The organism is Photobacterium profundum (genome assembly GCF_003026285.1).
GTDB lineage: Bacteria > Pseudomonadota > Gammaproteobacteria > Enterobacterales > Vibrionaceae > Photobacterium > Photobacterium profundum.
Genome location: NZ_PYOD01000007.1, coordinates 54029 through 78870, shown reverse-complemented (window position 1 = coordinate 78870; position 24842 = coordinate 54029). Strand labels below are relative to the sequence as shown.

Annotated in this window: 22 protein-coding genes and 1 other annotated feature; of the genes, 8 read left to right on the top strand and 14 right to left on the bottom strand. The window is 41.3% G+C overall.

Annotation, left to right across the window (positions count from 1 at the left end; translation table 11 throughout):
* Positions 1–13: 13 nt before the first annotated feature.
* The 3 genes from recJ to xerD form a co-directional block, all read right to left on the bottom strand.
* Positions 14–1738 carry a single-stranded-DNA-specific exonuclease RecJ gene (recJ, locus tag C9J48_RS17155; RefSeq protein ID WP_107281192.1) on the bottom strand — a complete coding sequence of 575 codons (1725 nt, stop codon included), beginning with the start codon at positions 1736–1738 and terminating at the stop codon, positions 14–16.
* Positions 1739–1909: 171 nt separating this feature from the next.
* Positions 1910–2632, bottom strand: coding sequence for a bifunctional protein-disulfide isomerase/oxidoreductase DsbC (gene dsbC, locus C9J48_RS17150; RefSeq protein ID WP_006230648.1), 723 nt, complete (start codon positions 2630–2632; stop codon positions 1910–1912).
* Positions 2633–2787: 155 nt separating this feature from the next.
* A complete protein-coding gene (gene xerD, locus C9J48_RS17145; RefSeq protein WP_006230647.1) occupies positions 2788–3684 on the bottom strand; it encodes a site-specific tyrosine recombinase XerD in 897 nt (298 codons plus the stop codon).
* Positions 3685–3897: 213 nt separating this feature from the next.
* Here xerD and fldB point away from each other — a divergent pair, with 213 nt between their 5' ends.
* Positions 3898–4419: a flavodoxin FldB gene (fldB, locus tag C9J48_RS17140; protein ID WP_006230646.1), complete on the top strand. Its 522-nt coding sequence runs from the start codon at positions 3898–3900 to the stop codon at positions 4417–4419.
* Between the two features lie 97 nt (positions 4420–4516).
* On the opposite strand, the gene brnQ is transcribed toward fldB, so the two are convergent.
* Complete coding sequence (gene brnQ / locus C9J48_RS17135) at positions 4517–5824, bottom strand: branched-chain amino acid transport system II carrier protein (RefSeq protein WP_006230645.1); 1308 nt, start codon at positions 5822–5824, stop codon at positions 4517–4519.
* A gap of 434 nt (positions 5825–6258) precedes the next feature.
* Between brnQ and C9J48_RS17130 the strand changes: the two genes are divergently transcribed.
* Positions 6259–6981, top strand: a complete 723-nt coding sequence (locus C9J48_RS17130; protein ID WP_006230644.1) for a tRNA1(Val) (adenine(37)-N6)-methyltransferase — start codon at positions 6259–6261, stop codon at positions 6979–6981.
* A 192-nt stretch (positions 6982–7173) separates the two neighbouring features.
* Positions 7174–8433 carry an ATP-dependent RNA helicase SrmB gene (gene srmB / locus C9J48_RS17125; RefSeq protein WP_006230643.1) on the top strand — a complete coding sequence of 420 codons (1260 nt, stop codon included), beginning with the start codon at positions 7174–7176 and terminating at the stop codon, positions 8431–8433.
* A 142-nt stretch (positions 8434–8575) separates the two neighbouring features.
* On the opposite strand, the gene yaaA is transcribed toward srmB, so the two are convergent.
* Positions 8576–9355 carry a peroxide stress protein YaaA gene (yaaA, locus tag C9J48_RS17120; RefSeq protein WP_006230642.1) on the bottom strand — a complete coding sequence of 260 codons (780 nt, stop codon included), beginning with the start codon at positions 9353–9355 and terminating at the stop codon, positions 8576–8578.
* A 105-nt stretch (positions 9356–9460) separates the two neighbouring features.
* Positions 9461–10894: an alanine/glycine:cation symporter family protein gene (locus C9J48_RS17115; RefSeq protein ID WP_006230641.1), complete on the bottom strand. Its 1434-nt coding sequence runs from the start codon at positions 10892–10894 to the stop codon at positions 9461–9463.
* A 644-nt stretch (positions 10895–11538) separates the two neighbouring features.
* Here C9J48_RS17115 and C9J48_RS17110 point away from each other — a divergent pair.
* Complete coding sequence (locus C9J48_RS17110) at positions 11539–11721, top strand: DUF3545 family protein (RefSeq protein WP_006230640.1); 183 nt, start codon at positions 11539–11541, stop codon at positions 11719–11721.
* Between the two features lie 101 nt (positions 11722–11822).
* Here C9J48_RS17110 and C9J48_RS17105 read toward each other — a convergent pair whose 3' ends face one another.
* The 4 genes from C9J48_RS17105 to nfo all read right to left on the bottom strand — a co-directional run bounded on the left by C9J48_RS17105 (position 11823) and on the right by nfo (position 14438).
* A complete protein-coding gene (locus tag C9J48_RS17105; protein WP_006230639.1) occupies positions 11823–12356 on the bottom strand; it encodes a hemerythrin domain-containing protein in 534 nt (177 codons plus the stop codon).
* 147 nt (positions 12357–12503) lie between these two features.
* Entirely contained in the window at positions 12504–13187 is a 684-nt protein-coding gene (gene ung / locus C9J48_RS17100; RefSeq protein ID WP_006230638.1) for a uracil-DNA glycosylase, read from the bottom strand.
* Positions 13188–13281: 94 nt separating this feature from the next.
* Positions 13282–13410 (bottom strand): hypothetical protein, encoded by a 129-nt coding sequence (locus C9J48_RS28285; RefSeq protein WP_006230637.1) that lies wholly within the window; start codon positions 13408–13410, stop codon positions 13282–13284.
* Between the two features lie 179 nt (positions 13411–13589).
* Positions 13590–14438: a deoxyribonuclease IV gene (gene nfo, locus C9J48_RS17095; RefSeq protein ID WP_006230636.1), complete on the bottom strand. Its 849-nt coding sequence runs from the start codon at positions 14436–14438 to the stop codon at positions 13590–13592.
* 340 nt (positions 14439–14778) lie between these two features.
* Between nfo and grcA the strand changes: the two genes are divergently transcribed.
* Together grcA and C9J48_RS17085 are read left to right on the top strand one after the other, a co-directional pair.
* Positions 14779–15156 carry an autonomous glycyl radical cofactor GrcA gene (gene grcA, locus C9J48_RS17090; protein WP_006230635.1) on the top strand — a complete coding sequence of 126 codons (378 nt, stop codon included), beginning with the start codon at positions 14779–14781 and terminating at the stop codon, positions 15154–15156.
* A 303-nt stretch (positions 15157–15459) separates the two neighbouring features.
* Positions 15460–16641 carry a dicarboxylate/amino acid:cation symporter gene (locus C9J48_RS17085; RefSeq protein ID WP_006230634.1) on the top strand — a complete coding sequence of 394 codons (1182 nt, stop codon included), beginning with the start codon at positions 15460–15462 and terminating at the stop codon, positions 16639–16641.
* A 65-nt stretch (positions 16642–16706) separates the two neighbouring features.
* Here C9J48_RS17085 and thrC read toward each other — a convergent pair whose 3' ends face one another.
* From thrC to thrA, 3 genes are read right to left on the bottom strand one after another with little or no spacing between them, the layout of a single operon-like run.
* Entirely contained in the window at positions 16707–17993 is a 1287-nt protein-coding gene (thrC, locus tag C9J48_RS17080) for a threonine synthase (protein ID WP_006230632.1), read from the bottom strand.
* 2 nt (positions 17994–17995) lie between these two features.
* Positions 17996–18952 carry a homoserine kinase gene (thrB, locus tag C9J48_RS17075; protein WP_006230631.1) on the bottom strand — a complete coding sequence of 319 codons (957 nt, stop codon included), beginning with the start codon at positions 18950–18952 and terminating at the stop codon, positions 17996–17998.
* A gap of 2 nt (positions 18953–18954) precedes the next feature.
* A complete protein-coding gene (gene thrA, locus C9J48_RS17070; RefSeq protein ID WP_006230630.1) occupies positions 18955–21414 on the bottom strand; it encodes a bifunctional aspartate kinase/homoserine dehydrogenase I in 2460 nt (819 codons plus the stop codon).
* A gap of 83 nt (positions 21415–21497) precedes the next feature.
* Positions 21498–21617, bottom strand: a sequence feature (Thr leader region).
* Between the two features lie 244 nt (positions 21618–21861).
* Between thrA and aceK the strand changes: the two genes are divergently transcribed.
* A complete protein-coding gene (aceK, locus tag C9J48_RS17065) occupies positions 21862–23589 on the top strand; it encodes a bifunctional isocitrate dehydrogenase kinase/phosphatase (protein ID WP_006230628.1) in 1728 nt (575 codons plus the stop codon).
* 158 nt (positions 23590–23747) lie between these two features.
* On the top strand, positions 23748–24212 hold the full coding sequence (locus C9J48_RS17060) for a hypothetical protein (protein ID WP_006230627.1): 465 nt from the start codon (positions 23748–23750) through the stop codon (positions 24210–24212).
* A gap of 99 nt (positions 24213–24311) precedes the next feature.
* Here C9J48_RS17060 and C9J48_RS17055 read toward each other — a convergent pair whose 3' ends face one another.
* On the bottom strand, positions 24312–24803 hold the full coding sequence (locus C9J48_RS17055; protein WP_006230626.1) for a putative 4-hydroxy-4-methyl-2-oxoglutarate aldolase: 492 nt from the start codon (positions 24801–24803) through the stop codon (positions 24312–24314).
* Positions 24804–24842 lie beyond the last annotated feature (39 nt).

The following is a 24842-nucleotide window of genomic DNA, read 5'->3' as shown; positions in this document are numbered from 1 at the left end:
GACGGTATATTGATTATTTTGCAACCAAGTGTTCAATCATCAATTGCACACTTCTATTTCCACGAAATTCATTCACATCGAGTCGATAAACAAGATCAACCTGTTGTACTGAAGCATCAGGCCAAGATTTAAGATCAACGTTAAAAGCAATGGCATCGATAACGCTGCCCCCATTTATCGGCTCAACCATCATTTTTAAATGCTTGCTGCCCACCAGCTTCTGATGCAGTAAACGGAACGTGCCATCAAATGATGGTTCAGGGAATTGCTGTCCCCAAGGGCCACCATTGCGTAACACTTCTGCGGTCTCAATATTCAGATCGTTAGCGGCAAGTTCACCGTCAGTCAAAAAGATACCTTTAAGTGCATCCTCATCTAACTGGCTACGTACAATGTCATCGAACGCCTTACTAAAACCGCTAAGTTGATCTTCAGGAATGGTTAAACCAGCCGCCATCGCATGACCACCAAACTTTACAATCATCCCTGGGTTTCGCGTATCGATAAGATCAAGCACATCTCGCATATGTAAACCAGGAATAGAACGGCAAGACCCTTTAATTTCACCCTCTCCCGCATCAGCAAACGCAATAACAGGGCGGTGATATAAATCTTTAATACGCGATGCCAAAATACCAATCACACCTTGATGCCAATCGCGTTGAAATAGGGCTAAACCATAAGGCATATCTTGCTGATTAAATGAGATGCGCTCACAAATAGCCAGCGCTTCTTCTTTCATGCCATGTTCTATTTCTTTTCGTGTTTGGTTTAGACCATCAAGCTCTGATGCCATACGACGTGCTGCTTGAATGTGGTTACATAGCAATAACTCAACACCAAAAGACATGTCATCTAATCGCCCTGCCGCATTAATACGGGGACCAAGCGCAAAGCCTAAATCGCTCGTCACTAAACGGGCCGGATCGCGATTTGCCACTTCAATTAATGCTTGAATACCAGGGCGACACTTACCCGCACGAATTCGCTGAAGGCCTTGATGCACGAGTATGCGATTATTCCCATCAAGTGCAACCACATCAGCCACTGTGCCCAGTGCAACTAAATCCAGCAGCTCTGCTAAGTTCGGCACCGGTATGCCTTTTTGTTCAAACCAATTGATACTGCGTAACTCAGCACGTAATGCCAGCATTAAATAAAAGGCAACCCCAACACCACATAGTGATTTAGAAGGAAATGTACATACATCGAGATTAGGGTTTACGATGGCATCAGCAATCGGTAACTCTCTACCTTGTAAGTGATGATCGGTCACCAATACTTGCATACCTTTGGCTTTTGCAGCGGCTACACCGGCGATCGACGATACGCCGTTATCCACCGTCATGATCACTTCTGCGCCACGCGCTTCAGCTTGAACAACCACTTCTGGACTTAAGCCGTAGCCATCTTCAACGCGGTTAGGAATTAAATAGTCGACATTGCTGCAGCCAAGCATGCGTAATGCCAATACCGACAAGGCTGAACTGGTGGCACCATCGGCATCGAAATCACCCACGATGATAATACGTCGGTTTTCAGCCAACGCCGTAACCAATAGCTGTACGGCAGGCTCGATACCATGCAATTTATCGTAGCTTAATAGCCCTTTTGCACCACGCTCAAGTTCAAGCTCTGATGCAATACCACGACTCGCGTAAATACGTTGTAATAAAGGTGGAGTCGCAGCTGAAAAGCCGGAAGTATCGGCAGTCGGTCGACGTTTAACTTCAATCATAATGGGTAATTTCCGGCATATGTAATGTGTGCTGAATGCATCACATTCTATCTCAATTCATGGTACAAGCCATGAAAAAAGCCCGTAATCTGACTGAATCATATTACGGGCTTTCATGGTGTATTGTCTGATCTTGTGACCATTAAATGCCTACAAGTAAACCACGCTATATTAGCTACGGCTATCGAGCATTTTACGCAGCATAGGCGCAGGCTGGTAACCAGGAAGCATTGTACCATCTTCCAAGATTAATGCTGGCGTACCACTCACCCCCATAGCAACACCTAATTCATAATGCTTACGTACAAGATCTTCGCGCAATTTAATACCACTGTCATCAAATGTGCCGCCCTTCGCATCATTCATGGCTTTTGCTTTATCTTTAGCGCCCCAAATAGCACTCATTTGCTCGAAGTTACCAGAACGCTCGCCACCACGTGGGAAAGCAAGGTAACGAATGGTGATACCCGCATCATTATATGCTTGCATTTCACCATGCAACTTACGGCAATAGCCACATGTCGTATCGGTAAAAACTGTCACGACATACTTTTCGTCTTTCGCAGGGTAGATGATCATTTCATCTTCCATACCTTGCAGTTTGTCTTTGTTAATTTTCGCCATTTTTTGTTCGGTTAGATTCACGGGCTCGGCACCCGTATTCTGATACAAATGCCCTGCAATAAAGTAATTGCCGTCATCAGACACGTAAACAACGCCACGCTTAGTCACCACTTCGTTCATGCCTGAAATAGGAGAAGGAGAAATCGAGCTTGGAGCTAAACCTAGCGCACCCAATTTCGTTTTAATTGCAGCCTCGTCGGGCTTTGCTGCTGCAGAAAAAGCAGTTAACGCAACCACAGTCGCAAGTAATGTTCGGCCAAAAAAGTGCATTCGACTAGATCCTTTAAAAAAGTAATATAAAGAGTAGACCAGTGAGAGTCCGAAAAACTTTCAAAGTTCATTATACGGGTAGTCACAGAGCAGTTACTAGATGAACTCGATCATCTTTATTATTATTAAGTCGCGTATGTATTGGCACTTAATCATTAAACACGAGGGTGATGCGTCGCATGAAGTTGTTTTAAGCGCTCTGTTGCTACATGAGTATAGATCTGAGTAGTGGATAAATCACTATGCCCGAGCAGCATCTGTACCACACGTAAATCAGCGCCATAATTCAACAAATGGGTTGCAAATGCATGCCTCATTACATGGGGCGACAATGTATCAGTATCAATACCCGCAATCACCGCATAATGCTTAATACGATGCCAAAACGTCTGCCTTGTCATTTGCCTTGCTCGTTTACTGGGAAATAAGACATCAGAGCTTTTCTCACCTAACAGTTGTGGGCGGCCGCTATCAATAAACTCTTCAATCCAATCAATCGCGCTTTCTCCCATAGGCACTAAACGCTCTTTATCACCTTTACCCATCACCCTCACAACACCTTGGCGTAAGCTCACATTTTCCATGGTTAAGCTAACCAACTCAGTAACACGTAACCCTGTGGCATAAAGCAACTCTAACATCGCTTTATCACGCAATTCTATCGGGTTATTGGTATCTGGCGCGTCAAGCAAGGCACCGACTTGCTCTTCGGTTAAATCTTTCGGTAAACGTTTAGGCAAACGCGGGCTCACCATCATACTGCTCGGATCATCGTCACGCATTTTTTCACGGTATAGGTACTGAAATAAACGGCGAATAGCCGACACCATGCGTGCGCGCGACGTTTGTTTAAAATCGGCATCAAATAGCCATTGTTGATACCGTTGTAAATCATCGGAAGATAACGTCACCAAGCGATAATTTTTGTCTTCGCTCCACTTTCGCAATTTGGTTAAATCATTACGATAAGACATCAGCGTATTTTCTGATAACCCTCTTTCCATCCACATTGCATCTAGAAAGCGTTCAATCATATTTTCGTCGTTTTCCACAACAACCTCTTATCCTATATGCAAATACACCAACTGAAATGCATGGATATAAACACAGTACTTTTCTCATGGTAGTCTATTTATACCTAAAAGTAACTTGTCATATCACAGCCGATAACACTGAAACACAATAAAACCGCGAGATAAAACATAGAGGAATAGAAAGAAGCTAGGTAAACTCTCAGCCATTACATACACCAATGGATTATCAGCATGAAAATTGGCCTATTCTACGGTTCAACAACTTGTTACACAGAAATGGCGGCAGAAAAAATCCGCGAGTGTATTGGTGATGAGCTCGTTGAACTGCACAACATCAAAGAAACACCGATCAGTGAAATGAACAACTTTGACATGCTGATCATGGGGATCTCCACATGGGATTTCGGTGAACTACAAGAAGATTGGGAAGCGGTATGGGAACAACTCGATGGATTAGCCCTTGCTGGTAAAACCGTGGCTTTCTTCGGCATGGGTGATCAAGAAGGCTACACCGAGTGGTTTTTAGATGCGATGGGCATGTTGCACGACAAACTACTGCCAACAGGCATTAACATCGTAGGCTATTGGCCCAACAATGATAGCTACCAATTTGAAGCATCGAAAGCACTAACAGAAGATGAAGAATTCTTTGTTGGTTTAGCCCTCGATGAAGACAGCCAATTTGAAATGAGTGATGAACGCATAACACAATGGTGTGAACAAATACTGACTGAATATAGCGATTCACTCTAAGCCTTTTACTAGAGTTAAAGACTCTTTAGATAACAAAAAACGGGATGCCATAATGGCATCCCGTTTTGTTTTAATGCAATTTTTAATATAAAGAAAATTATGCAGTTTGACGCGCTTGCTGAGCCACTTTACCACCAATAACACAGGTGATGACGAGAGCAATCGCTGTTGGCAGTAACCAAGCCATACCATAATCAAACAGAGGGATAATTCTGAATGCAGACACATCAAAGCCCGCTACTTTTGCAGCATCAATCAGGCTGAACGACAACGCCACGATCATTACTACGCGGTAAGACAATACTGGATTTGGTAACCAACGACGAATAAAGGTCAGCATTACCAGTGCCATTGCAATTGGATACAGTGCAAACAACGCAGGTAAAGAAATCGTGATTAACTGATTAAGACCAACGTTTGCAACTACACAACAAATTACAGCTAGCAATGTTACCCACTTCTCGTAAGACCATTTAGTCAATGAAGAAAAATACTCAGAACACGCAGTTAATAGACCGACAACCGTTGTTAAGCAAGCTAATAAAACAATTAGCGACAAAATCATTTGCCCAGCTGGACCAAACAATGCAGCCACGTAAATAGCAAGAATATCGCCACCATTAGCAGCACTGCCAGCAATTACGCCACTTGTTGCGCCTAGGTAGAATAATGAAATATAAACAAAAGCCAAACCTGCAGCGGCAATTAAACCAGCACAAATTAAGTATTTACGTGTAGCAACTTCATCTGTAATGCCTTTGCTACGAACTGCATCAACAATCACCATACCAAATAGCAATGCAGCTACTGCATCTAGTGTGTTGTAGCCTTCAACGAATCCTTTAAGGAAAGGCATGTCAACGTAGTCACCTTTCGCCGCTTCAATCGCATCTTGTGGATTAACCACAACAGCTACAGCTAATGCCACTAGCGCAATAAACAGGATTGGCGTTAAAAACTTACCCACTAAATCGACTAAGTTGCCACGAGAGCGAGAAAGGAACAGAGCAATAGCAAAAAAGACAATAGAGAAGATTGTTAAGCTAAGCTGTCCAGCATCGGCAATAAAGGGTTTAACACCCATTTCGTAAGCAACAAGACCGGCACGAGGTGCAGCAAATGCAGGCCCAATAACAATAAAAATTAATACCGCAAGTAAAGTAGCCACTTTAGACGGTAAGTCACGAGTAAGCCCTTTCCAACCACCAGCTAGTGCAACGGCAATAATGGCAATCAACGGTAAGCTAACCCCCGTAGAAAGGAAACCAAGCATCGCAGGTATAAGGTGCTCACCCGCTTGTTGACCCGCTTGAGGTGGGAAAATAATGTTACCCGCCCCTAAGAAAAATGCGAAGGTCATAAAACCTAACGCCAAGATATCTGTTACTTTCAGTGTTTTCTTCAAACTACACCTTCCCACTCGTATTTGTTTATTAGTTGTGTTTGTTTCTTATAATTTATGTCACGCAATACATGTTGCTAAATGTGACACTTATCGCAGCATAATGAAGAAAAAGTTAACAATTAGCAACGAGGTAACTAAAAACACCATAATCTTTGGCTTCGCGCACTAATAACTAGCATATAACACCAGTTTTAACTTAAAAATAAGAACTACAAGCCAGCAAAAGCTTTTAATCCAATAAATGCAAAACAACACTTACAACCACATAACAATACCGATACAGAATTTAAATATTAATAACAGTATTTATCTGTCTCTATCTCATTGTTTGATAAGTCGATGTTTAAATCTCTTGCATGGCAATTTTAACCAATAAGGAGGATCTAATATTTGCTTAAATTGGTATTATACTGTTGGTAAATTGAGGAGGCAGAATGGCAAAAGGTTTTACATTCAAACAGTTCCACGTCGACGACGGGGGATGCGGTATGGCAGTCAGCACTGATGGGGTATTACTCGGAGCATGGGCGACACTACCTAAACACGGAAAGCTCATTGATATTGGTACAGGCAGTGGTCTACTGGCTTTGATGATGGCGCAGCGTATTGCACCAGCATTATGTTCCATAACTGCGATTGAATTAGATAATTCTGCCGCAGATGCTGCTACGAAAAATTTTTCTAATTCGCCATGGTCATCCTCTTTACACTGCGTAAAGCAAGATATCCAACGATGGATCCATACACAGCCTAAAAATAATATTGAAAACATTATATGTAATCCGCCCTATTTTAATTTTGGATTACAAGCCGACAACCAAACAAGAGCGACAGCGCGGCATACAGATACGTTAACCCATGATGTGTTATTGCAATCCATCACATACTTACTCGCGCCAACAGGGATCGTAAGCTTAATATTGCCAGAATACGAAGGGCGGGAAATCATTCAAGCTGCTGAAAAATATGGCTTACATTGTCAGCGATTATGTGAAGTAAAAAGCACTGAAAGAAAGCCCGTTAGTCGACTGTTGATCGAACTCACCCCCAGTACAGTGAAATTAGACACGCAAAAAGAAACATTATGTATCCATAATAGCGGGCAATATTCCGCGCAGTTTGTGTCTTTGACTCGTGATTTTTATCTTAAGCTTTGATGAATACGTTAGCCAAAGAAGCATTGTAAGCGTAATCAATGAAGTTTTTATGCTTTAATCGGTGATACTTGCGGCAATAGCCTCTATAATGCCGCCCCTTATATTAAAACCACTAATGATCGATCCATTATCCTGCACCGGAAAAGGTGGCGATTGTTATTGGAGTTGGTCTTGTCCGAGGAGAAATAACTGGTGAAAGACTTTTCCGAGTTAGAGTTAGATAGCGCACTTTTAAACGCGATTGAAGAAATCGGCTACACCCGCCCGACCGAAGTTCAGGCACAGGCTATCCCTCACGCCCTGGACGGTAGAGACGTATTGGCTTCCGCTCCTACTGGTACCGGAAAAACAGCTGCATTTCTTTTACCGATGATCCAGCACTTACTTGATTTCCCTCGTAAGAAGCCAGGGCCAGCGCGTGTATTAATTTTAACCCCAACGCGTGAACTTGCGATTCAAATTGCTGACCATGCGCGTGCATTAGCTAAAAATACTCACCTAAAAATCTTCACGATCACTGGCGGTATTTCATACGATGATCACGCTGAGCTTCTAGGTAAAACACAAGATATCGTTGTAGCAACACCTGGGCGTTTAATGGAGTACGTTGAAAGTGAGCGTTTCGATTGCCGAGCAATTGAATGCCTAATCTTAGATGAAGCTGACCGTATGCTAGATATGGGCTTCACTAAAATTGTTGATCGTATTAACCACGAATGTCGCTGGCGTCGTCAAAGCCTTCTGTTCTCTGCAACCTTAGAAGGTAAAGGCGTTCGTGAGTTTTCAGAAACCATTCTGAAAGAACCTGTAGAAGTAAACTCTGCACCTTCACGTCGCGAACGTAAGAAGATTCATCAGCTTTATTTACGTTGTGACGATATGGGCCACAAATTGGCACTGCTTGAGCAAATCCTGAAGCATCAGGCAGAGCGAAGCATTGTCTTTGTAAAAACCCGTGATCGTCTGGCAACTTTGCGTGATCAGCTTGCGTCAATGAACGTGAAATGTAGTTGGATTCAAGGCGAGATGGCACAGCTATCTCGTAATAATGCGATTGCCCGTTTCCGTGATGGTGATGTCAATATCCTGATTGCAACAGACGTTGCGGCTCGTGGTATCGATTTACCCGATATCAGCCACGTAATCAACTTTGATATGCCACGTACCGCTGACGTGTATTTACACCGTATTGGTCGTACTGCACGTGCAGGAAAGAAAGGTATTGCGATTTCACTGGTTGAAGCACACGATCAAGCGATGATCGAACGTGTAAGTCGTTACATGGAAGAAGAAGTGCCAGAACGCTTCATCAATGGTTTACGCCCAGCAAGCAAAAAAGCTAAAACCGTTAAGAAGAAAAAAGTAAAGATCGATAAGAAACTAAAAGTAGCTAAGAAAAAGAAAGCGGCTAAAAAGCACAAGAAAGCATCAGAAAACAAACCTGAAGCTTAATCACTTATCGGTTTATCTCTACAACAGAGAAACAAAAAAGGCAGAGATAAAATCTCTGCCTTTCTTTTATCTGTCATACCCAAATACTAACAACAGAAGAATACATCTTCTAGGCAATGTTCAGCACATCGCTCTAGCAGTGTTACTTCAATTGCTCTTCACGTTTAAAAATGAACTCTTTGCTGGTGGATTCTGCTGGCACGAAATAGTAACCCGCTACATCAAATTGCTTCAGTTCATCAACTGACTTAATACGATTATCAATAATGTAACGTGCCATCATGCCGCGAGCTTTTTTAGCGTAAAAACTGATCACTTTATAATTTCCATTCTTACAATCTTTAAAAACTGGCGTGATGAGCAGTGCATCTAATGATTTTGGCTTCACCGATTTGAAATATTCATTTGACGCTAAGTTGATCAAGATATTATCGCCCTGCTCGGCAAGCGCAACATTGAGCTTTTCAGTGATCACGCTACCCCAGAACTGATACAAGTTATCACCACGTGGGTTGGCAAGCTTTGTACCCATCTCTAAGCGATAAGGTTGCATTAAATCAAGCGGACGTAGTAAACCGTATAAGCCAGACAACATACGAAGGTGCTGCTGAGTATAGGCAAAATCCTCTTCCGTCATGGTTTCTGCCGCCAGCCCGGTATACACATCGCCTTTGAATGCCAAAATAGCCTGACGCGCATTCTCTGTCGTAAATTCTGGCTGCCACTCAGCAAAGCGGGCTGCATTTAAACCTGCTATTTTATCACTCACCTTCATCAGGCTAGCAATATCCATTGGTGTTAACTCGCGGCACACTTCCATCAACTCTGAAGAGTGATCCGTTAGCTCTGGTAACGTATAAGTTTGCGTTGCTAAGGGAGAGTCATAATCAAGTGTTTTTGCTGGGGAAACCACAATTAACATAAGGCTTTATCCATTAGGTTTGATAACGGAAGATTATCATTATTAACAAAAAAAACCACGCGATTGTCGCGTGGCTTAATAGATTTATCTAATAGGTAATACCTATCACTCTTTCGATTTAGGTTGATCCCAAATCCCTTCTTCTAGCTGTGCATGCAGCTCTGGGTAATCTTTACTATCAAATGTCGGTACCTTACCTTGCGAAAGCTGCTTATTGTAATCCTTAGCCAATTTCACCGCCGTGCCAGATAGAAGAACAATCGCAATCAAGTTAATGATCGCCATCATCCCCATCGACACATCAGCCATAGCCCACACCGTTGGTAAATCGGCAATTGAACCAAACATCACCATGCCGAGTACAACAAGACGGAATACGTTCAAGCCCGCTTTGTTGTTGTGCTCTAAAAAGATCAAATTCGTTTCTGCGTAGGAGTAATTTGCCACAAGAGAAGTAAACGCAAAAAAGAAAATAGCCACAGCAATGAAGATTGAACCCCAGCTACCAACTTGAGCACTTAGCGCACGTTGCGTCAGCTCAATACCCGTCACCTCACCATGGGGCACATATTCGCCTGACATCAAAATAATCGCCACCGTGGCCGAACAAATAACAATGGTATCCATGAAAACACCTAGCATTTGCACATAACCCTGAGAAGCAGGATGAGGAGGATATGGTGTCGCAGATGCCGCGGCATTCGGTGCAGAACCCATACCGGCTTCATTGGAAAATAAACCACGTTTTAGGCCATTAATCATGCCCTGTGCAATGGTGTAACCTAAAGCGCCTGACGCCGCTTCTTCTAAACCAAATGCACTGCGGAAGATCAGTGAGATAACCCCCGGTAATTTTTCCATATTGGTAAACATGATAAATAACGCTAACAATAAGTAACACAGCGCCATTGCCGGTACTAAAATTTCGGCTGTACGTGCTATAGCCCGTAATCCACCAAAAATAATAATTCCCGTCATTACTACCAATACCATACCGACGTACGTTGGATTAAAACCAAATGCGACATTCATTGCTTGCGAAATAGAATTCGCTTGCACGGCATTAAATACCAAGCCAAAGGCAATAATAAGGAAAATAGAAAACACCACGCCCATCCAGCGCATGCCTAACCCTTTCTCCATATAATACGCAGGGCCGCCACGATAGTTACCATCTGCATCACGGGTTTTATACAACTGAGCAAGTGCACTTTCGGCAAAAGCGGTTGCCATTCCTAACATAGCGATTAACCACATCCAGAAAATAGCACCAGGACCACCTAAGGTCAGAGCAACGGCTACACCGGCCATATTGCCCGTACCTACACGCGCAGCCAAGCTGGTACAAAGTGCCTGAAAAGACGAAATACCTGCTTTATCCGATTTTCGGCTATTTCGCATCACACTGAACATATGCCCAAAATGTTTAAATTGAATAAAGCCTAAACGGTAAGTAAAGAAGATACCGACACCGACCAATAGATAAATGAGCACAGAGCCCCATAACAGATCGTTTAAAAAATTAATCTGACTAGTCACGCCCGATACCTCATACACATTAAAAAAGAATAAATACCCACTCAAAAAAACATGAGTGAAACACAATAAAATAATAATAGTTGTTTACTAACAACCTTCGTTGTTCTTATTGATTTACAACAGAAATAGAGCGTCGAACAATGCCTATCACTCTTATTACGTTTATCAAACTGAATCTATGGAACTAATAGACAATCAACCCAAAAGGCATTGATACTAAAAACATTATAGAAGGTATATGATCATGCAAAGATATATAGCAAAAAGCAATACTTCATGCTTTATGCCTAACCTTAAAAGCATATTTTCGCATCTTTATTAGCGTGTGACTTAACGACTGAAAACAATTTTTATCGCATTAATGCGCCAAAATCATCCAAATTAAATACAAATATCCCTTAAATTAATCGAATCATGCTCAGAGAAACTCATTAGCCATAGTCCATTTATTCACGTTACTTTTTCTCACCTCGGCATCAATGACTTATTGAGTATGCTCATTTTTCACTCCGCCAGCTTGTGATCATACGAACACTCACATAAAAAATTCATAAAAAGCCAACATTTACGAAACACATTAATTTTATTTTAAAACTATATATGCTATTAAACTTATATAGTCATGTAAGAACTAGAGGTGCTTTATGGATAGCTTTGCATTCGATGACATTCTTGCAACACAACAGCCGGCTCGCGGGTCACGCAGTAAACCGGTAAAACGGAAGTGGCGTGAAATTGAAGCAATAAAGGACAGGCAAAGACTGCGTAGAGAATTACAAGATCTTGATATGCTCCAAGACCTTTCAGATGAACAGATTGATTTCTAATCAATCCACATGCTAAACAATATAAACAGCGCCAATCAGATTGGCGCTTTCTTTTTAATTATCCGTAACGACAATTAAACACGATAGTCCAGCAATAACGATTACTTTGATATATGTTCAGATAATTTTTGATAACGTGCATCAACATGCTCACCAAAGAGTGGATCATCCTGATAAACTTGCAGTTCTTTCGATACTGCAACCCAATCTTCTGCAGTAAAATCACGACGAATTAGCGGGAATATGTTTTTTTCTTCAAACTCTAGATGTGCCTTCTGACGTACGACAAACACATTCAACTTTTCAGCAAAGATATCAAGAGGAATAACGGCATCCATTAGTACCATTTCAACCGTATCAGCAAACTCAGCAGTAAGCTGTGCCAACTGATGATGCTCTTGCTCGAGGCTTTGCATATCGCCATTTTTTGCATAATGCGATTGATAATAATGGTACAGAATATCTTCCTTGGGATGATGGCAGTGTTCAGCATACTGTTGAAGGTATTCCACAATATCTTTAATCAAGCTGTAATTAACCGTACGACCATTTTCAATAGCATCTAGCTTCTGCTGCAGAATATTCAATAAGCGGTTTATATAACCATGCTCGGTATGAATACTATCTAACATCATAACCCTCTCCTTGATTGCTTATCTTAAATGCATTTATTTAAGTGTAATTCATCAAAGAAAATACATATTGATCCTGATTACTAATTGTTCACATTTTCACGGGTATTTATTAACACCTGTTGTTATCAATCATTTAAAACCAGCCACTTACTCTTGAATCCTTTTAGGCTGCCAATCAATTGGTGCTTTATTCATGTCACATAATAGATGATTCACTTGAGAGAAATGCTTACAACCAAAAAAACCACGATATGCCGATAGCGGTGATGGATGAGCCGATTTTAAAACATGATGCTTATCGGTATTAATCTTTTTACCTTTTTTCTGCGCATGCGCTCCCCACAATACAAACACAACGCCCGCACTCTGTTGATCAAGCACATCGATAATTTTATCCGTAAATGTTTCCCAACCAATTTTGGCATGTGAATGCGCTTTACTTTGCTCGACAGTCAACACTGTATTTAATAGCAAAACACCTTGATCTGCCCAACTTTGAAGGTAACCATGCTGGGGAATTTGAAATCCTGGGATATCGGTGGCTAATTCTTTGTACATATTCGCGAGTGATGGGGGTGTTTTAATGCCAGGCAAAACAGAAAAACTCAAACCATGTGCTTGATTAACGCCATGGTAGGGATCTTGGCCTAATATTACGACCTTTACTTGGGCTAATGGTGTTGAATTAAATGCATTAAAAACATCTTGCTCAGGAGGGAAAATAACGTTGCCATTAGAACGGGCAGTAGACACAAACTGTTCAATTTTCTGAAAATAGGGCTGTTGTTTTTCTTGATTGATAATGTCTTGCCAAGTATTTGTGGGGCTCATCATATTGATCCTGATTCGATGTAATACCGTTATTCTAACGATTTCAACATTAAAATCAGAAGTGATTATTCAGAGCCACCACAAAATAACCACCTTAAGCCCTACCTAATTGATCTTTATGGTGTGGCGTAACGGGTGAGCGCCAATGCCCACGACCTTGAATTGGGCGGTTTGCTTGAGGTAATCGAGCAGCATAAATTGCGGTTTGAGAAATTATTGTCATGTTCATAATCCTAACTCCAATAAGAATAAAATCCACTATGAATAAGGATATGAAAAAAGAATGCCAACTTTTAATCATGACAAATAAATAGATTAAATACATATAGTTATGCTTATAGTTTTTTTGTTGTTAAAAAACTTAAAGCACCATTTCAACGCACTTGCCCTATCACTGTGCTTTTATTCATTGGCCACAAATGAGCGTAGCGTCATAATTTCTTGCTGCCAAATATCAGGATTTATAGTTTCTAACACCAAGGGAATATTATCAAAACGACTATCTTGCATCAGGTAGCGGAAGCAATCCCAGCCAATTTCACCTTCCCCTAGGCTATGATGTCGATCTAAATGGCTTCCCAATTTTCCCTTTGAATCATTTAAATGCATGCCACGTAAAAAAGACATTCCCACCGTCTGATCAAATTCAGCAAATGTTGCCTCTGTAGCAGATTCAGAGCGTAAGTCATAACCCGCAGCGAATGTATGGCAGGTATCAATACATACACCTACACGGCTCTTATCTTCAACCTGTTCAATAATTTCAGCTAAATGTTCAAATCGCCAACCTAAATTCGATCCCTGTCCTGCGGTATTCTCAATCACCGCCACAACATCAGGCACTTCCTGATGCGCCATATTTATCGATTCAGCAATCAATCTTAAACAGTCTGATTCACTAATCTTTTTTAAATGACTACCAGGATGGAAATTCAGTAAAGTAAGCCCGAGTTGATTACAACGCTGCATTTCATCAATAAATGCCGCACGAGATTTCTCCAGCTTTTCTGTCTCAGGGTTGCCCAAATTGATCAAGTAAGAATCATGCGGCAAAATCGCCTCGCTCTTAAATTCGTACTGCTGACAACGCGCTTTAAAAGCGATAATAACATCTTGTTCTAATGGCTTAGCCACCCACTGTCTTTGGTTCTTTGTGAATAATGCAAAGGCGTTAGCACCAATTTTGGCTGCATTTTCCGGTGCATTAAATACCCCGCCAGCCGCAGAAACATGCGCACCAATTAACTTCATTTTTAATCCTATTTGTTATGTTATTTTCCCACATGAGTTACAACAAAATACGCCTATTCATGGCCTGTATTCCGCTTAAATCAAGGGGTTCACTTTTTATTTATGTTGTAATTTTACTACAAATGATCATTTAAACTATTTTTTAAACTTTAAAATAACTACCGAATAGTAGGTAAACTAAGGTTAACTTGACCTAGCTCAAAAAAACAGCCGCATTAAAAACAGGGTTTATTGTTGTTATTTGATCTACATCAATACCAATTCTCTATTATCGAGGTATATAATAGGCAGCTCAATAAAAAATTTAAAAACTAACTACATTTCTTCGGAGAATAAAGTCATGATCACAGGCATTCAAATTACAAAATCAGCGAACGATGATCTACTAAATAGCATCTGGTTACTAGACAGCGAAACAAATGAAGCTCGCTGTGTTGTAGCAAAAACTGGCTTTGAAGAAGATCAAGTTATCGCAGCAGCAGACCTAGGTGAATACGAGTCTCGTGACGTTGCTATCGAAGTTCCAGCTAAGATTGAAGGTGGTCAGCACCTTAACGTTAACGTTCTTAAGAAAGAAACACTGGAAGATGCAGTAGCACACCCAGAAAAATACCCACAGTTAACAATCCGTGTATCAGGTTATGCTGTACGTTTTAACTCTCTAACAACAGAGCAGCAAAAAGACGTAATCGCTCGTACTTTCACTAGCAGCCTGTAATTTAGCTATTAGATAAAAGTATAAATAGGACGGTGCCTAAGGTGCCGTTTTTTTATGCCTGTTATTCATCAAATCATGCCGCCTTTAATCTACCCCCTCTTTAATATCAGCTTACTTTTCAGTATGGCGTTCATATCACAAATATGGATATTTTTAATATTCACCTCTCAATACCGACCAAATAACAGACAGTTTCACTAAATTTAGCGTACATTGCCAGCACAGTTGTTTGTATGAACAATTGGACAAATAACAATGTGCAGCATAAATTTCTTAAAACATTCCCTCTCAGGAGCCAGCTTTATGAAGTTAATACTAAAATTGATCTCTGGTATTTTAGTCGGCATCCTACTCGGCTTTTTTGCGCCGGATAGCATAATTCGAACACTACTAACAATAAAACAACTTGGCGGCCAACTAATCGGTTTTACCATTCCTCTTATTATTCTTTTTTACATTACTAGCGGTATTGCCAGCTTACCTAAAAATTCAGGTTCGTTATTAGGTAAAACCGTCGCACTCTCTTACGGTTCAACGATTATTGCAGGTAGCCTCGCCTTTCTTGTTGCCAGCGTTGTCATCGCTGGATTACCAGAATCAACGGTTACCGTCGCTAGCAGTTCTGATAAATTAACAAGCTTTCTAACATTAGAAATACCGCCATTATTTGGTGTAATGACGGCTCTCGCCACTGCCTTTTTATTTGGATTAGGTATCAGTATTACCGATAGCCAAAATTTAAGAAAAATTGCAGATGAAGGGCGCAATGTTATTGACCTTTTATTAGCAAAAGTCATTATTCCATTTTTACCGCTATATATTGCTGGCGTGTTTGCTGAAATGTCAGCAGAAGGAACGGTTTTTACCACATTAAAAACATTCGGTGTAGTCTTAACCCTAGCTATCATCATGCATTGGGTATGGATTACTATTCAGTACACTATAACGGGGTTGGTACTTCGTCAGTCACCAATAAAATTAATCAAAAACATGCTACCGGCCTACTTCACCGCCGTTGGTACCATGTCGTCGGCTGCAACCATTCCGGTTACCCTGCGCCAAACAAAAAAGAATGGTGTTGATGATTCTATTGCAAACTTTACGATCCCTTTATGTGCCACGATCCACCTTTCAGGTTCAACCATTACACTCGTCACTTGCTCTACTGCTGTAATGGCATTAAGCCAACATATTGCCATCCCATCATTAATTGAAATGTTACCGTTCATTATGATGCTTGGTATTACTATGATTGCCGCACCTGGAGCACCCGGTGGTGCAGTAATGGCGGCGCTAGGGTTAATGGCTTCTATGCTCGGTTTTGGCGAGGCAGAGCTTGCCCTCATGATTGCACTATATATGGCACAAGATAGCTTTGGTACAGCCTGTAATATTACTGGTGATGGCGCTATCGCATTATGGGTCAATAAATTTTCTAAAGAAGAAAAACACCAGCCAGCAATAGAAACTCAACAAGAAAGTTAACGCATAAAAAAACGGTAGCCATTACGGCTACCGTTTTCAATTTCTAAAAAACATGTTAGATCATTTTAATCTTGAACACTTCGCAACACTGCTTTTAACTGCTCAAAATCATTATCGCGCTCTAGTGATAACAGCTCCATCGCGCCATGCTTAGCAAGCGGGGCTGGCAGATCGATATCAAGCTCAAGGATCTCATCAACCACTTCTTTAAACTTCGCCGGGTGCGCCGTACATAAGAACAAGCCGGTTTCGCCATCTTGTAACTGTTCGTTAAGCACACGGTAAGCAATCGCCCCATGCGGTTCGCATAAGTAACCATCAGCATTCATGTCACGCAACGTTTCTGCTGTTTGCTCGTCTGTTACTGCGCCGTAGCCAAGCTCGTTAAGCCCCCAGCCTTTCAACTGACATAACTCTTCGATACGTGGCCAGTTATTCGGCTCACTCACATCCATCGCATTAGAAATGGTTGGAATCGTCGAGGTTGGAGCCCAATCACCCGTTTGCAGGTAACGTGGCACGGTGTCATTCGCATTCGTAGCAACAATAAAGCGCTTCACTGGTAAACCAAGTGATTTAGCCAACAAACCTGCCGTCAAATTACCAAAGTTACCACTGGGTACTGAAATCACTAAATTGTCACGTTGTGCTTTAGGCAACTGAGAAACGGCTTCGAAGTAATAACAAATCTGTGCCATTAAACGGCTGATGTTAATTGAGTTTGCTGAGTTTAGACCAACATCTTGGCGTAATTGAGCGTCATCAAACGAGGCTTTAACCAGCGACTGACAATCATCAAATGTGCCATCAACAGCAACGGTTGTGATGTTGCGACCTAATGTACAAAATAACTTTTCCTGTAACGGGCTGATTTTGCCTTTCGGATATAAGATCACAACCTTGATATTATCCATGCCATAAAATGCATGGGCAACAGCTGCCCCCGTATCACCAGATGTTGCAGTCAAAATAGTAACTTTGCCATCTTTGTCAGACACAGCAGCTAAAGATTGCGCCATGAATCGGCCACCGAAATCTTTAAAGGCTAATGTCGGGCCATGAAATAACTCTAGAGCGTAAACGTCATCTTTTACTTTCGCTAATGGGGCTGGGAATTGGAATGCGTTACCCACCATCTGATTAACGGTTTCTGAAGTAAGCTCTTCACCAATAAAGGCGGAAAGGATTTTGCTGCTACGGCTAACAAAATCCATTTCTAATAATGCATCGACATCACCCAAATCAGGTAACTCTGATGGGAAAAACAGACCTTGATTACGTCCTAAGCCCTGACGCACTGCCTGACCAAAGGAAACCTGTTCTTGATGTTCTTTTAAATTATACAACTTCATAGTTATAGCTCACTTCCTGTTACTTTCGATCCCGTGCTGTCTAAACGACAAACATGGACAAATCCTTCATCATTCTGAACATAATTGTCTTCGAGCCAACGTGCAATACGTTTTGCTACTTCTAGGTCATTACATACACTGAACATGGTTGGTCCCGACCCAGAGATCCCACTAGCCAAGGCACCAGCTTCCAGTGCATATTGTCGTGCATTTGAAAAGCCTGGTAATAATCGTTCACGATAAGGTTCAGCAACCACATCTTTAACCATTTTTGCTGCAAGCTCTGGTTGCTGAGAATGGCAGGCATGAATGAAGCCGCCAAGGTAACGACCATGTGCAATCACATCTTGTCGGCGGTACTGAGATGGCAAGATTGCACGCGCTTCTGCTGTTGGTACTTTTATGCCAGGGTAAGCCATTACCCAATACCAATCGTCAAAACAAGGCACTGGCTGGCTAATAATACCCAGCTCTTGAACCATAAATTGCAGCCCACCTAAATAACACGGTGCCACATTATCGTAATGCAAACTGCCTGATATTTTTGCTTCCATTTCGCCCATTAAAGCCAGTAATTCGACTTCATTCAACGGCATTTCATGAAAACGGTTTAATGCATCTAATGCAGCAACAACTGAACATGCACTTGAACCTAAACCCGAGCCTATTGGCATATTCTTTTCAAGCGTCATCGATACAGGTTTTAATTCGATGTTTTTCTTATCTAACTCACGAGCAAACACTAACCAGCAGTGGTAAACAATGTTCTCGTCTTGTTCTACTGGCAGTTTTGCAACGAAGTCACCAACGCATTTTAAAGTAAAAGGTTGCTCACCAGCGGCAACTTCAACGCGATCACCTAACAAAGAGCCATCAATCGGTGATACCGCGGCACCCAGTACATCAAATCCAACACTTACATTGCCAATTGATGCTGGCGCATAAACAACAACACTCATTTTTATACTCCCAACTTCCAGCCTAATGTACGCATTAGATCAGCAAACACACCAGCTGCTGTCACTTCTGTACCTGCACCGTAACCACGTAATACTAGTGGAATCGGTTGATAATAACGGCTGTAGAATGCCAAGGCATTTTCGCCATCTTTAATTTTAAACATTGGATCATCAGGGTTTACTGCTGCAATCTTAACGAAGCATTTACCTTGATCAATTTCTCCCACGTAACGCAAGACTTTATCTTCTTTTGCTGCATCTGCTGATAACTGCTCAAAGTAAGCATTCGCTTCTGGCAAACGAGCCATGAAATCATCAATAGAGCCTTCTGCATTAAAACCTGGCGGTAATGCCTGCTCGACGACAACATCTTCCAGTTCTAGTGCTAAGCCCGTTTCACGCGCCAGAATAAGCAGTTTACGTGCGACATCCATACCCGATAAATCATCACGAGGATCAGGTTCTGTAAAGCCATTTTCACGAGCCACCGTGGTTGCATCACTAAAACTCATACCTTCATCTAACTTACCGAAGATATAAGATAATGAACCCGATAAAATGCCAGAGAAACGCGAAAGTTCGTCACCAGCAGACAGCAAATTCTGTAAATTTTCAATAACCGGCAAACCAGCACCAACCGTTGTATCGTACATAAACTTACGACGAGTAGAGCGTGCCGCCTGACGTAACTGATGGTAATACGCCATGCTCGCAGTATTGGCTTTCTTGTTTGGCGTAATAACGTGGAAACCTGCCGCTAGATAGTCAACGTACTGCTCTGCAATACCTTGATCAGACGTACAATCAATCACAACAGGGTTAATAATATGGTGACGCTGAACCAATTGGATCATACGTGCCAGAGTTAATGGCTCATTAGCCACCCCTACCTGATCACGCCAGTTTTCAAGTGAAATACCATTGTTATTAAGTAACAAGCCTTTACTATTAGCTAAACCACAGACACGAATAACAATGCCTTTGTCTGCAAGTTTTGCTTGTTGACGACGAATTTGTTCAACCAATTCACCACCAACACCACCAACACCAATCACAAATACATCAAGAAAGTGTTTACTGTTAAACAGGTTTTCATGACACGCTTTCACCGCTTCAGCCACTTTCATTGCTGGGATTACCGCAGAAATTGCACGCTCAGAAGAACCTTGAGCTATCGCAATAATATTCACATTTACCTCAGCTAAAGAAGTAAAGAAGCGTGAGGCAACCCCTTGCGATGTACGCATACCGTCACCCACTAATGTCACAATGGCTGAATCATCGATAAACTCGATCGGCTCTAAGAGGCCTTCTTTTAACTCTAACTCGAAGTTATTTTGTAACGCTTGTTGCGCAGCAACTTTATCATCACTTTCGATACAGAAACTAATGCTGTATTCAGACGATGATTGTGTAATCAATACAATCGATACACCAGAAATCGACATCGCACCAAAGACACGCGCAGCCATGCCAACCATGCCTTTCATTCCTGGACCCGATACGTTGACCATGGTCAGATTTTTCAGCGTGGTAATGCCTTTAATCGCCAAGTTATCTTCACCGGTATCAAGACCGATTAATGTACCAGCACCTTGTGGACTAAAACTGTTTTTGATTAAGCAAGGAATATGGAACTGGGCAATTGGTGCGATTGTTTTTGGGTGTAGAACCGAGGCACCAAAATAGGATAGCTCCATCGCTTCTTGGTAACTGAGGGATTTAAGTAAACGCGCATCAGGTACAATACGAGGATCACAGCTGTACACACCATCAACATCAGTCCAGATTTCACAACATTCAGCACGAAGGCAAGCTGCCAATACTGCTGCGGAATAATCGGAACCATTACGCCCTAACGTTACTAATTCACCGTCGCTATTACCGGCAGTAAAACCAGGCATAATATTAACGTGACCTTCAGGCAGAGGGTTTCGTTTGAAATTTTGCGTCGAAACTTCGATATCAACATGTGCTTCGAGGTAATCGCCTTGGGCAAACAAATAGGCAACAGGGTCAATTAAGCTCGCAGGCTGACCTTTCGCTTCAAGCAATGCTTTCATCGTAACAATAGATAAACGTTCACCTTTACTGATGATTTTGGCATATACATTATCAGGGCATAAACCTAATAACTTCATGCCATGTACATACTGTTTAAGTTGACCTAACGAACTCGCTAGCTTTGCATCAACCAAATCCTTATCAAAGCTTGGCACCAACACTTTAAGTCCAGAAAATAATTCATTAAATACAGCTTCTACATCAGCAACCTGAAGATTTGCATCGCCAGTTTTTACAGTACTATCTATTACCGAAACGAGCTTGTTTGTTACTTTTCCTGGCGCTGAAAGCACGACAGACACATCACCTTGTTGCGCATTATTGGCAATAATATCTGCCGCTCGTAAAAATCGTTCTGCATCTGATAAAGATGAACCACCAAACTTAAATACCCGCATTCCCTACTCCCGATATCCTTAATTATTCATTACCTCGCTAATTAGCAGCAGTAATGTTCAAATCGATTTCATTTTAAAAAGTTAAAAAAAAAGCCCGCATCTAATAAGAAGTGCGGGCTTTTTTTAAGAATCTTATGCGTATCAGCCCGCACCAACACGAATAATCGTGCCAGTAATAATAATGGTTGTGGTTGTGCTGATAACGTTAAACATAATGTATTTTGAATTACTCAATTTTCTCAATTACTTTAGATTTACCTTACCCCACATCGAGAGTCAACAATGATTTAACTTTATACTGAAAATTATTCATAAATACTGGCTTGAATACATATTGATGCGTTATACCGAAAAAGTATAAAAAACAAACAGATTTAATTGCAGTTCGTGCCTCCCCGTTGCATAGTTAATCTAATATAAAAATACTAATGATTCGGAGGGAACCGGATGACAGCAGCAATGGAACAGCTTGTAGCCCATACCATTTTACAAGGCTTCGATGCTATGTATGGTCGATTTCTTGACGTAACCGCTGGTGCTCAAGAGCGATTTGAACAACAAGATTGGTCTTCCGTTCATCTCGCGTTAAAAAAACGAATAAGTTTTTATGACCATCATGTTGGATTAGTCACCAGCCAAATTCAGATAATGCTCGGTGAACGCTATGCTAACCGCTCATTTTTAATGGCCGTTAAATCATCGTATGAAAATTTATTGTTAGATTATCCACGATATGAAATTGCAGAAAGTTTTTTCAACTCCGTTTATTGCCGTATTTTTGAACATCGTAATATTAACCGAGATAAACTCTTCGTTCATAGCTCGCAAGAAAACCGGATTCCAACTTACCCCACCCAGTTGACTCGCATCTACCATGCTCACTCAGGTTTAACGTCTTTGTTCGATCGTGTTTTAGACGACACGCCCTTTACCCAAATATGGGAAGACAAACAACGTGATACCAAGCTCATCATCAACCACCTGAAACAAGAGTTCGGAGCTGCATTTAATGATGACACCTCGTTAGAGCTTATTCGTGAGCCATTTTATAGAAATAAAGCGGCTTACTTGATAGGAAAAATAACCCTAAACCATGACGGACAATACCAAACTATTCCTTTGGTATTGCCTGTGCTCAATAACAACAATAAACAGCTATACGTCGATGCCTGCATCTGCCATGTGAACGATGCGAGTATTATCTTTGGTTTTGCACGCTCTTACTTCATGGTGTACGCACCAGCTCCTGGTGCGCTTGTTCGCTTCTTAGCGAACCTTATTCCCAATAAGACGAATGCAGAACTATATACGGCAATAGGGTGCCAAAAACACGGTAAAACAGAGCTATACCGCGAGTTTTTAACCCACTTAGATAATTCTGATGACCAATTTGTTACCGCTCCAGGTATCAAAGGGATGGTTATGTCAGTATTCACCCTACCATCTTACGATTTTGTTTTTAAAATAATTAAAGATAAATTTGCGCCACAAAAAGACATTAGTCATGCCACGGTTAAAGAAAAATATAAACTGGTAAAAGAGCATGATCGTGTTGGTCGTATGGCTGATACTCAGGAATACCGACATTTTACATTTGAACGCCATCGCTTTAGTGATGAGTTATTAGCAGAACTATTGGCTGTTGCTCCCTCAATAATCAAAGTAACGTCCGACCAAATCATTATTAGCCATCTATACATGGAACGTCGAATGATCCCATTCAATATTTATGTAGAACAAGCAAATGATGATGACCTTCGCGATGCCGTTGATGAATACGGTAAAGCAATTAAACAACTCGCCGCGGCTAATATTTTCCCTGGCGATATGCTATTCAAAAATTTTGGGGTAACGCGTCATAAGCGTGTCGTGTTTTATGATTATGACGAAATCAGCTATATGACGGAAATGAATTTCCGTAAAATTCCAGAGCCACGAACGCCTGAAGATGAGATGTCTGCTGAACCTTGGTATAGCGTGGGTATTTACGACGTATTCCCTGAAGAGTTCCGTACTTTTTTACTTATAAACCCTAAAGTAAAAATCTTATTTAATGAATTACACAGTGATTTATTTGAAGCTAAATACTGGCAGTATTTACAGAAAAATATAACGCACGGTCAATATGAAGATGTCTATCCCTATAGAAGTGTACATCGCTTACGTAAGACATAAAAATTCATGCAAAATGGCATGAGCGACAGTTGATAATTAGGGCAGGCTCATGTTTTATGCACTCGAACGCATTTAAATGTAAATGAAATATCAAAACAGATAATTCTGTCCTAATATCAATAAACACAATCAAAACTAAGAACAGTGGCGGTGGCGCAATGAAAAAATTGCTGATCACATTAGCCCTGCTGGTAGTGGCATTACCAACAATAGCTGCAGAAAAGAACGCATTTCTGGGGTTAATTGGTGATAAACATTCATCATCAGGCTGGTTTATGACATCTCAATCAAATTCCATCGAACAATTTGACCTTTGGCAAATTGATAGCGGGTATTCATATTCGCTAAATGGGAATTTACAGCTTTATTTAAGCACTCGCTTATCATCAGGTAATGATACAAAATCTGCGAGCCGAGGTGTGCTATCTGGAGTGGCTTATAACCTGAGCCCAAAGGTCAGCCTACAAAGTGCGGTTACCTCTGAAGTTGTCGAGCGTGATACTCTCTATGGCGTAGAGATTACGAGCCAATATGATGTCACTGACAAAGTAAATCTAAGAGCGACCGTTGATTACGAAGCGCTTGAGCAGATTTATCAACTGGGTATTGGCTTTCGTTTCTAACTCAATATCAAATAACCCTTTTTAGCAATGGCTCTTCGATAGACCCCAGTCAATAAAACACCTCTTCTGCAAACTCATCTTCCATCATAACTAAAACAATTAAAGCACAGATAAGTCTAGTGACTGCTTGCTCAGTAATATCCCGTTAAGATCTGCATACAGGTAATCGCCAGGATAGATCATGGTATGCGCGACAGTCATGGTGACATTCATATCACCCGTTTGACGTTTCACGGTTTTGTATGGGCATGTACCTAACGCTTTTACGCCGAGATCTAAGGTCGCGAGAGTGCCTACATCACGAGCAGTGCCATTAATAACAATTCCTTGCCAACCATTCTTCACAGCAAGCAATGCTAGCTGATCACCCAGTAATGCGCCGTTATAAGAAGCATGTCCATCAATAAACAGTACTTTCCCCGTACCGTCTTGAGAGACAATATCACGAACTAAACTGTTATCCTCAAAACAACGTAAAGTTACCACTTCACCATAAAATATTTTTTTTCCGCCGTAGTCATTCAACACAAGAGGTAGCCATCGAACATCCTGCTCATAGTGATCACACAAATCAGGTAATAGATCGTTCATTCCAAACTCCTTTTATAATTAAATAGCCCTATCTTCTTA

What these genes read in the sequence shown, in the direction of transcription:
- C9J48_RS17130 (WP_006230644.1), top strand. Translation starts at nt 6,259, where the DNA reads ATGGCAAAAGGTTTTACATTCAAACAGTTCCACGTCGACGACGGGGGA.
- C9J48_RS17105 (WP_006230639.1), bottom strand. Translation starts at nt 12,356, where the DNA reads ATGATGTTAGATAGTATTCATACCGAGCATGGTTATATAAACCGCTTA.
- C9J48_RS17060 (WP_006230627.1), top strand. Translation starts at nt 23,748, where the DNA reads ATGAAAAAATTGCTGATCACATTAGCCCTGCTGGTAGTGGCATTACCA.
- dsbC (WP_006230648.1), bottom strand. Translation starts at nt 2,632, where the DNA reads ATGCACTTTTTTGGCCGAACATTACTTGCGACTGTGGTTGCGTTAACT.
- thrB (WP_006230631.1), bottom strand. Translation starts at nt 18,952, where the DNA reads ATGAGTGTTGTTGTTTATGCGCCAGCATCAATTGGCAATGTAAGTGTT.
- thrC (WP_006230632.1), bottom strand. Translation starts at nt 17,993, where the DNA reads ATGAAGTTGTATAATTTAAAAGAACATCAAGAACAGGTTTCCTTTGGT.
- yaaA (WP_006230642.1), bottom strand. Translation starts at nt 9,355, where the DNA reads ATGTTAATTGTGGTTTCCCCAGCAAAAACACTTGATTATGACTCTCCC.
- nfo (WP_006230636.1), bottom strand. Translation starts at nt 14,438, where the DNA reads ATGAAGTTAATTGGTGCGCATGTTTCTGCGGCTGGCGGGGTATTTAAT.
- recJ (WP_107281192.1), bottom strand. Translation starts at nt 1,738, where the DNA reads ATGATTGAAGTTAAACGTCGACCGACTGCCGATACTTCCGGCTTTTCA.
- grcA (WP_006230635.1), top strand. Translation starts at nt 14,779, where the DNA reads ATGATCACAGGCATTCAAATTACAAAATCAGCGAACGATGATCTACTA.
- aceK (WP_006230628.1), top strand. Translation starts at nt 21,862, where the DNA reads ATGACAGCAGCAATGGAACAGCTTGTAGCCCATACCATTTTACAAGGC.
- ung (WP_006230638.1), bottom strand. Translation starts at nt 13,187, where the DNA reads ATGAGCCCCACAAATACTTGGCAAGACATTATCAATCAAGAAAAACAA.
- C9J48_RS17110 (WP_006230640.1), top strand. Translation starts at nt 11,539, where the DNA reads ATGGATAGCTTTGCATTCGATGACATTCTTGCAACACAACAGCCGGCT.
- C9J48_RS28285 (WP_006230637.1), bottom strand. Translation starts at nt 13,410, where the DNA reads ATGACAATAATTTCTCAAACCGCAATTTATGCTGCTCGATTACCTCAA.
- thrA (WP_006230630.1), bottom strand. Translation starts at nt 21,414, where the DNA reads ATGCGGGTATTTAAGTTTGGTGGTTCATCTTTATCAGATGCAGAACGA.
- C9J48_RS17085 (WP_006230634.1), top strand. Translation starts at nt 15,460, where the DNA reads ATGAAGTTAATACTAAAATTGATCTCTGGTATTTTAGTCGGCATCCTA.
- fldB (WP_006230646.1), top strand. Translation starts at nt 3,898, where the DNA reads ATGAAAATTGGCCTATTCTACGGTTCAACAACTTGTTACACAGAAATG.
- C9J48_RS17055 (WP_006230626.1), bottom strand. Translation starts at nt 24,803, where the DNA reads ATGAACGATCTATTACCTGATTTGTGTGATCACTATGAGCAGGATGTT.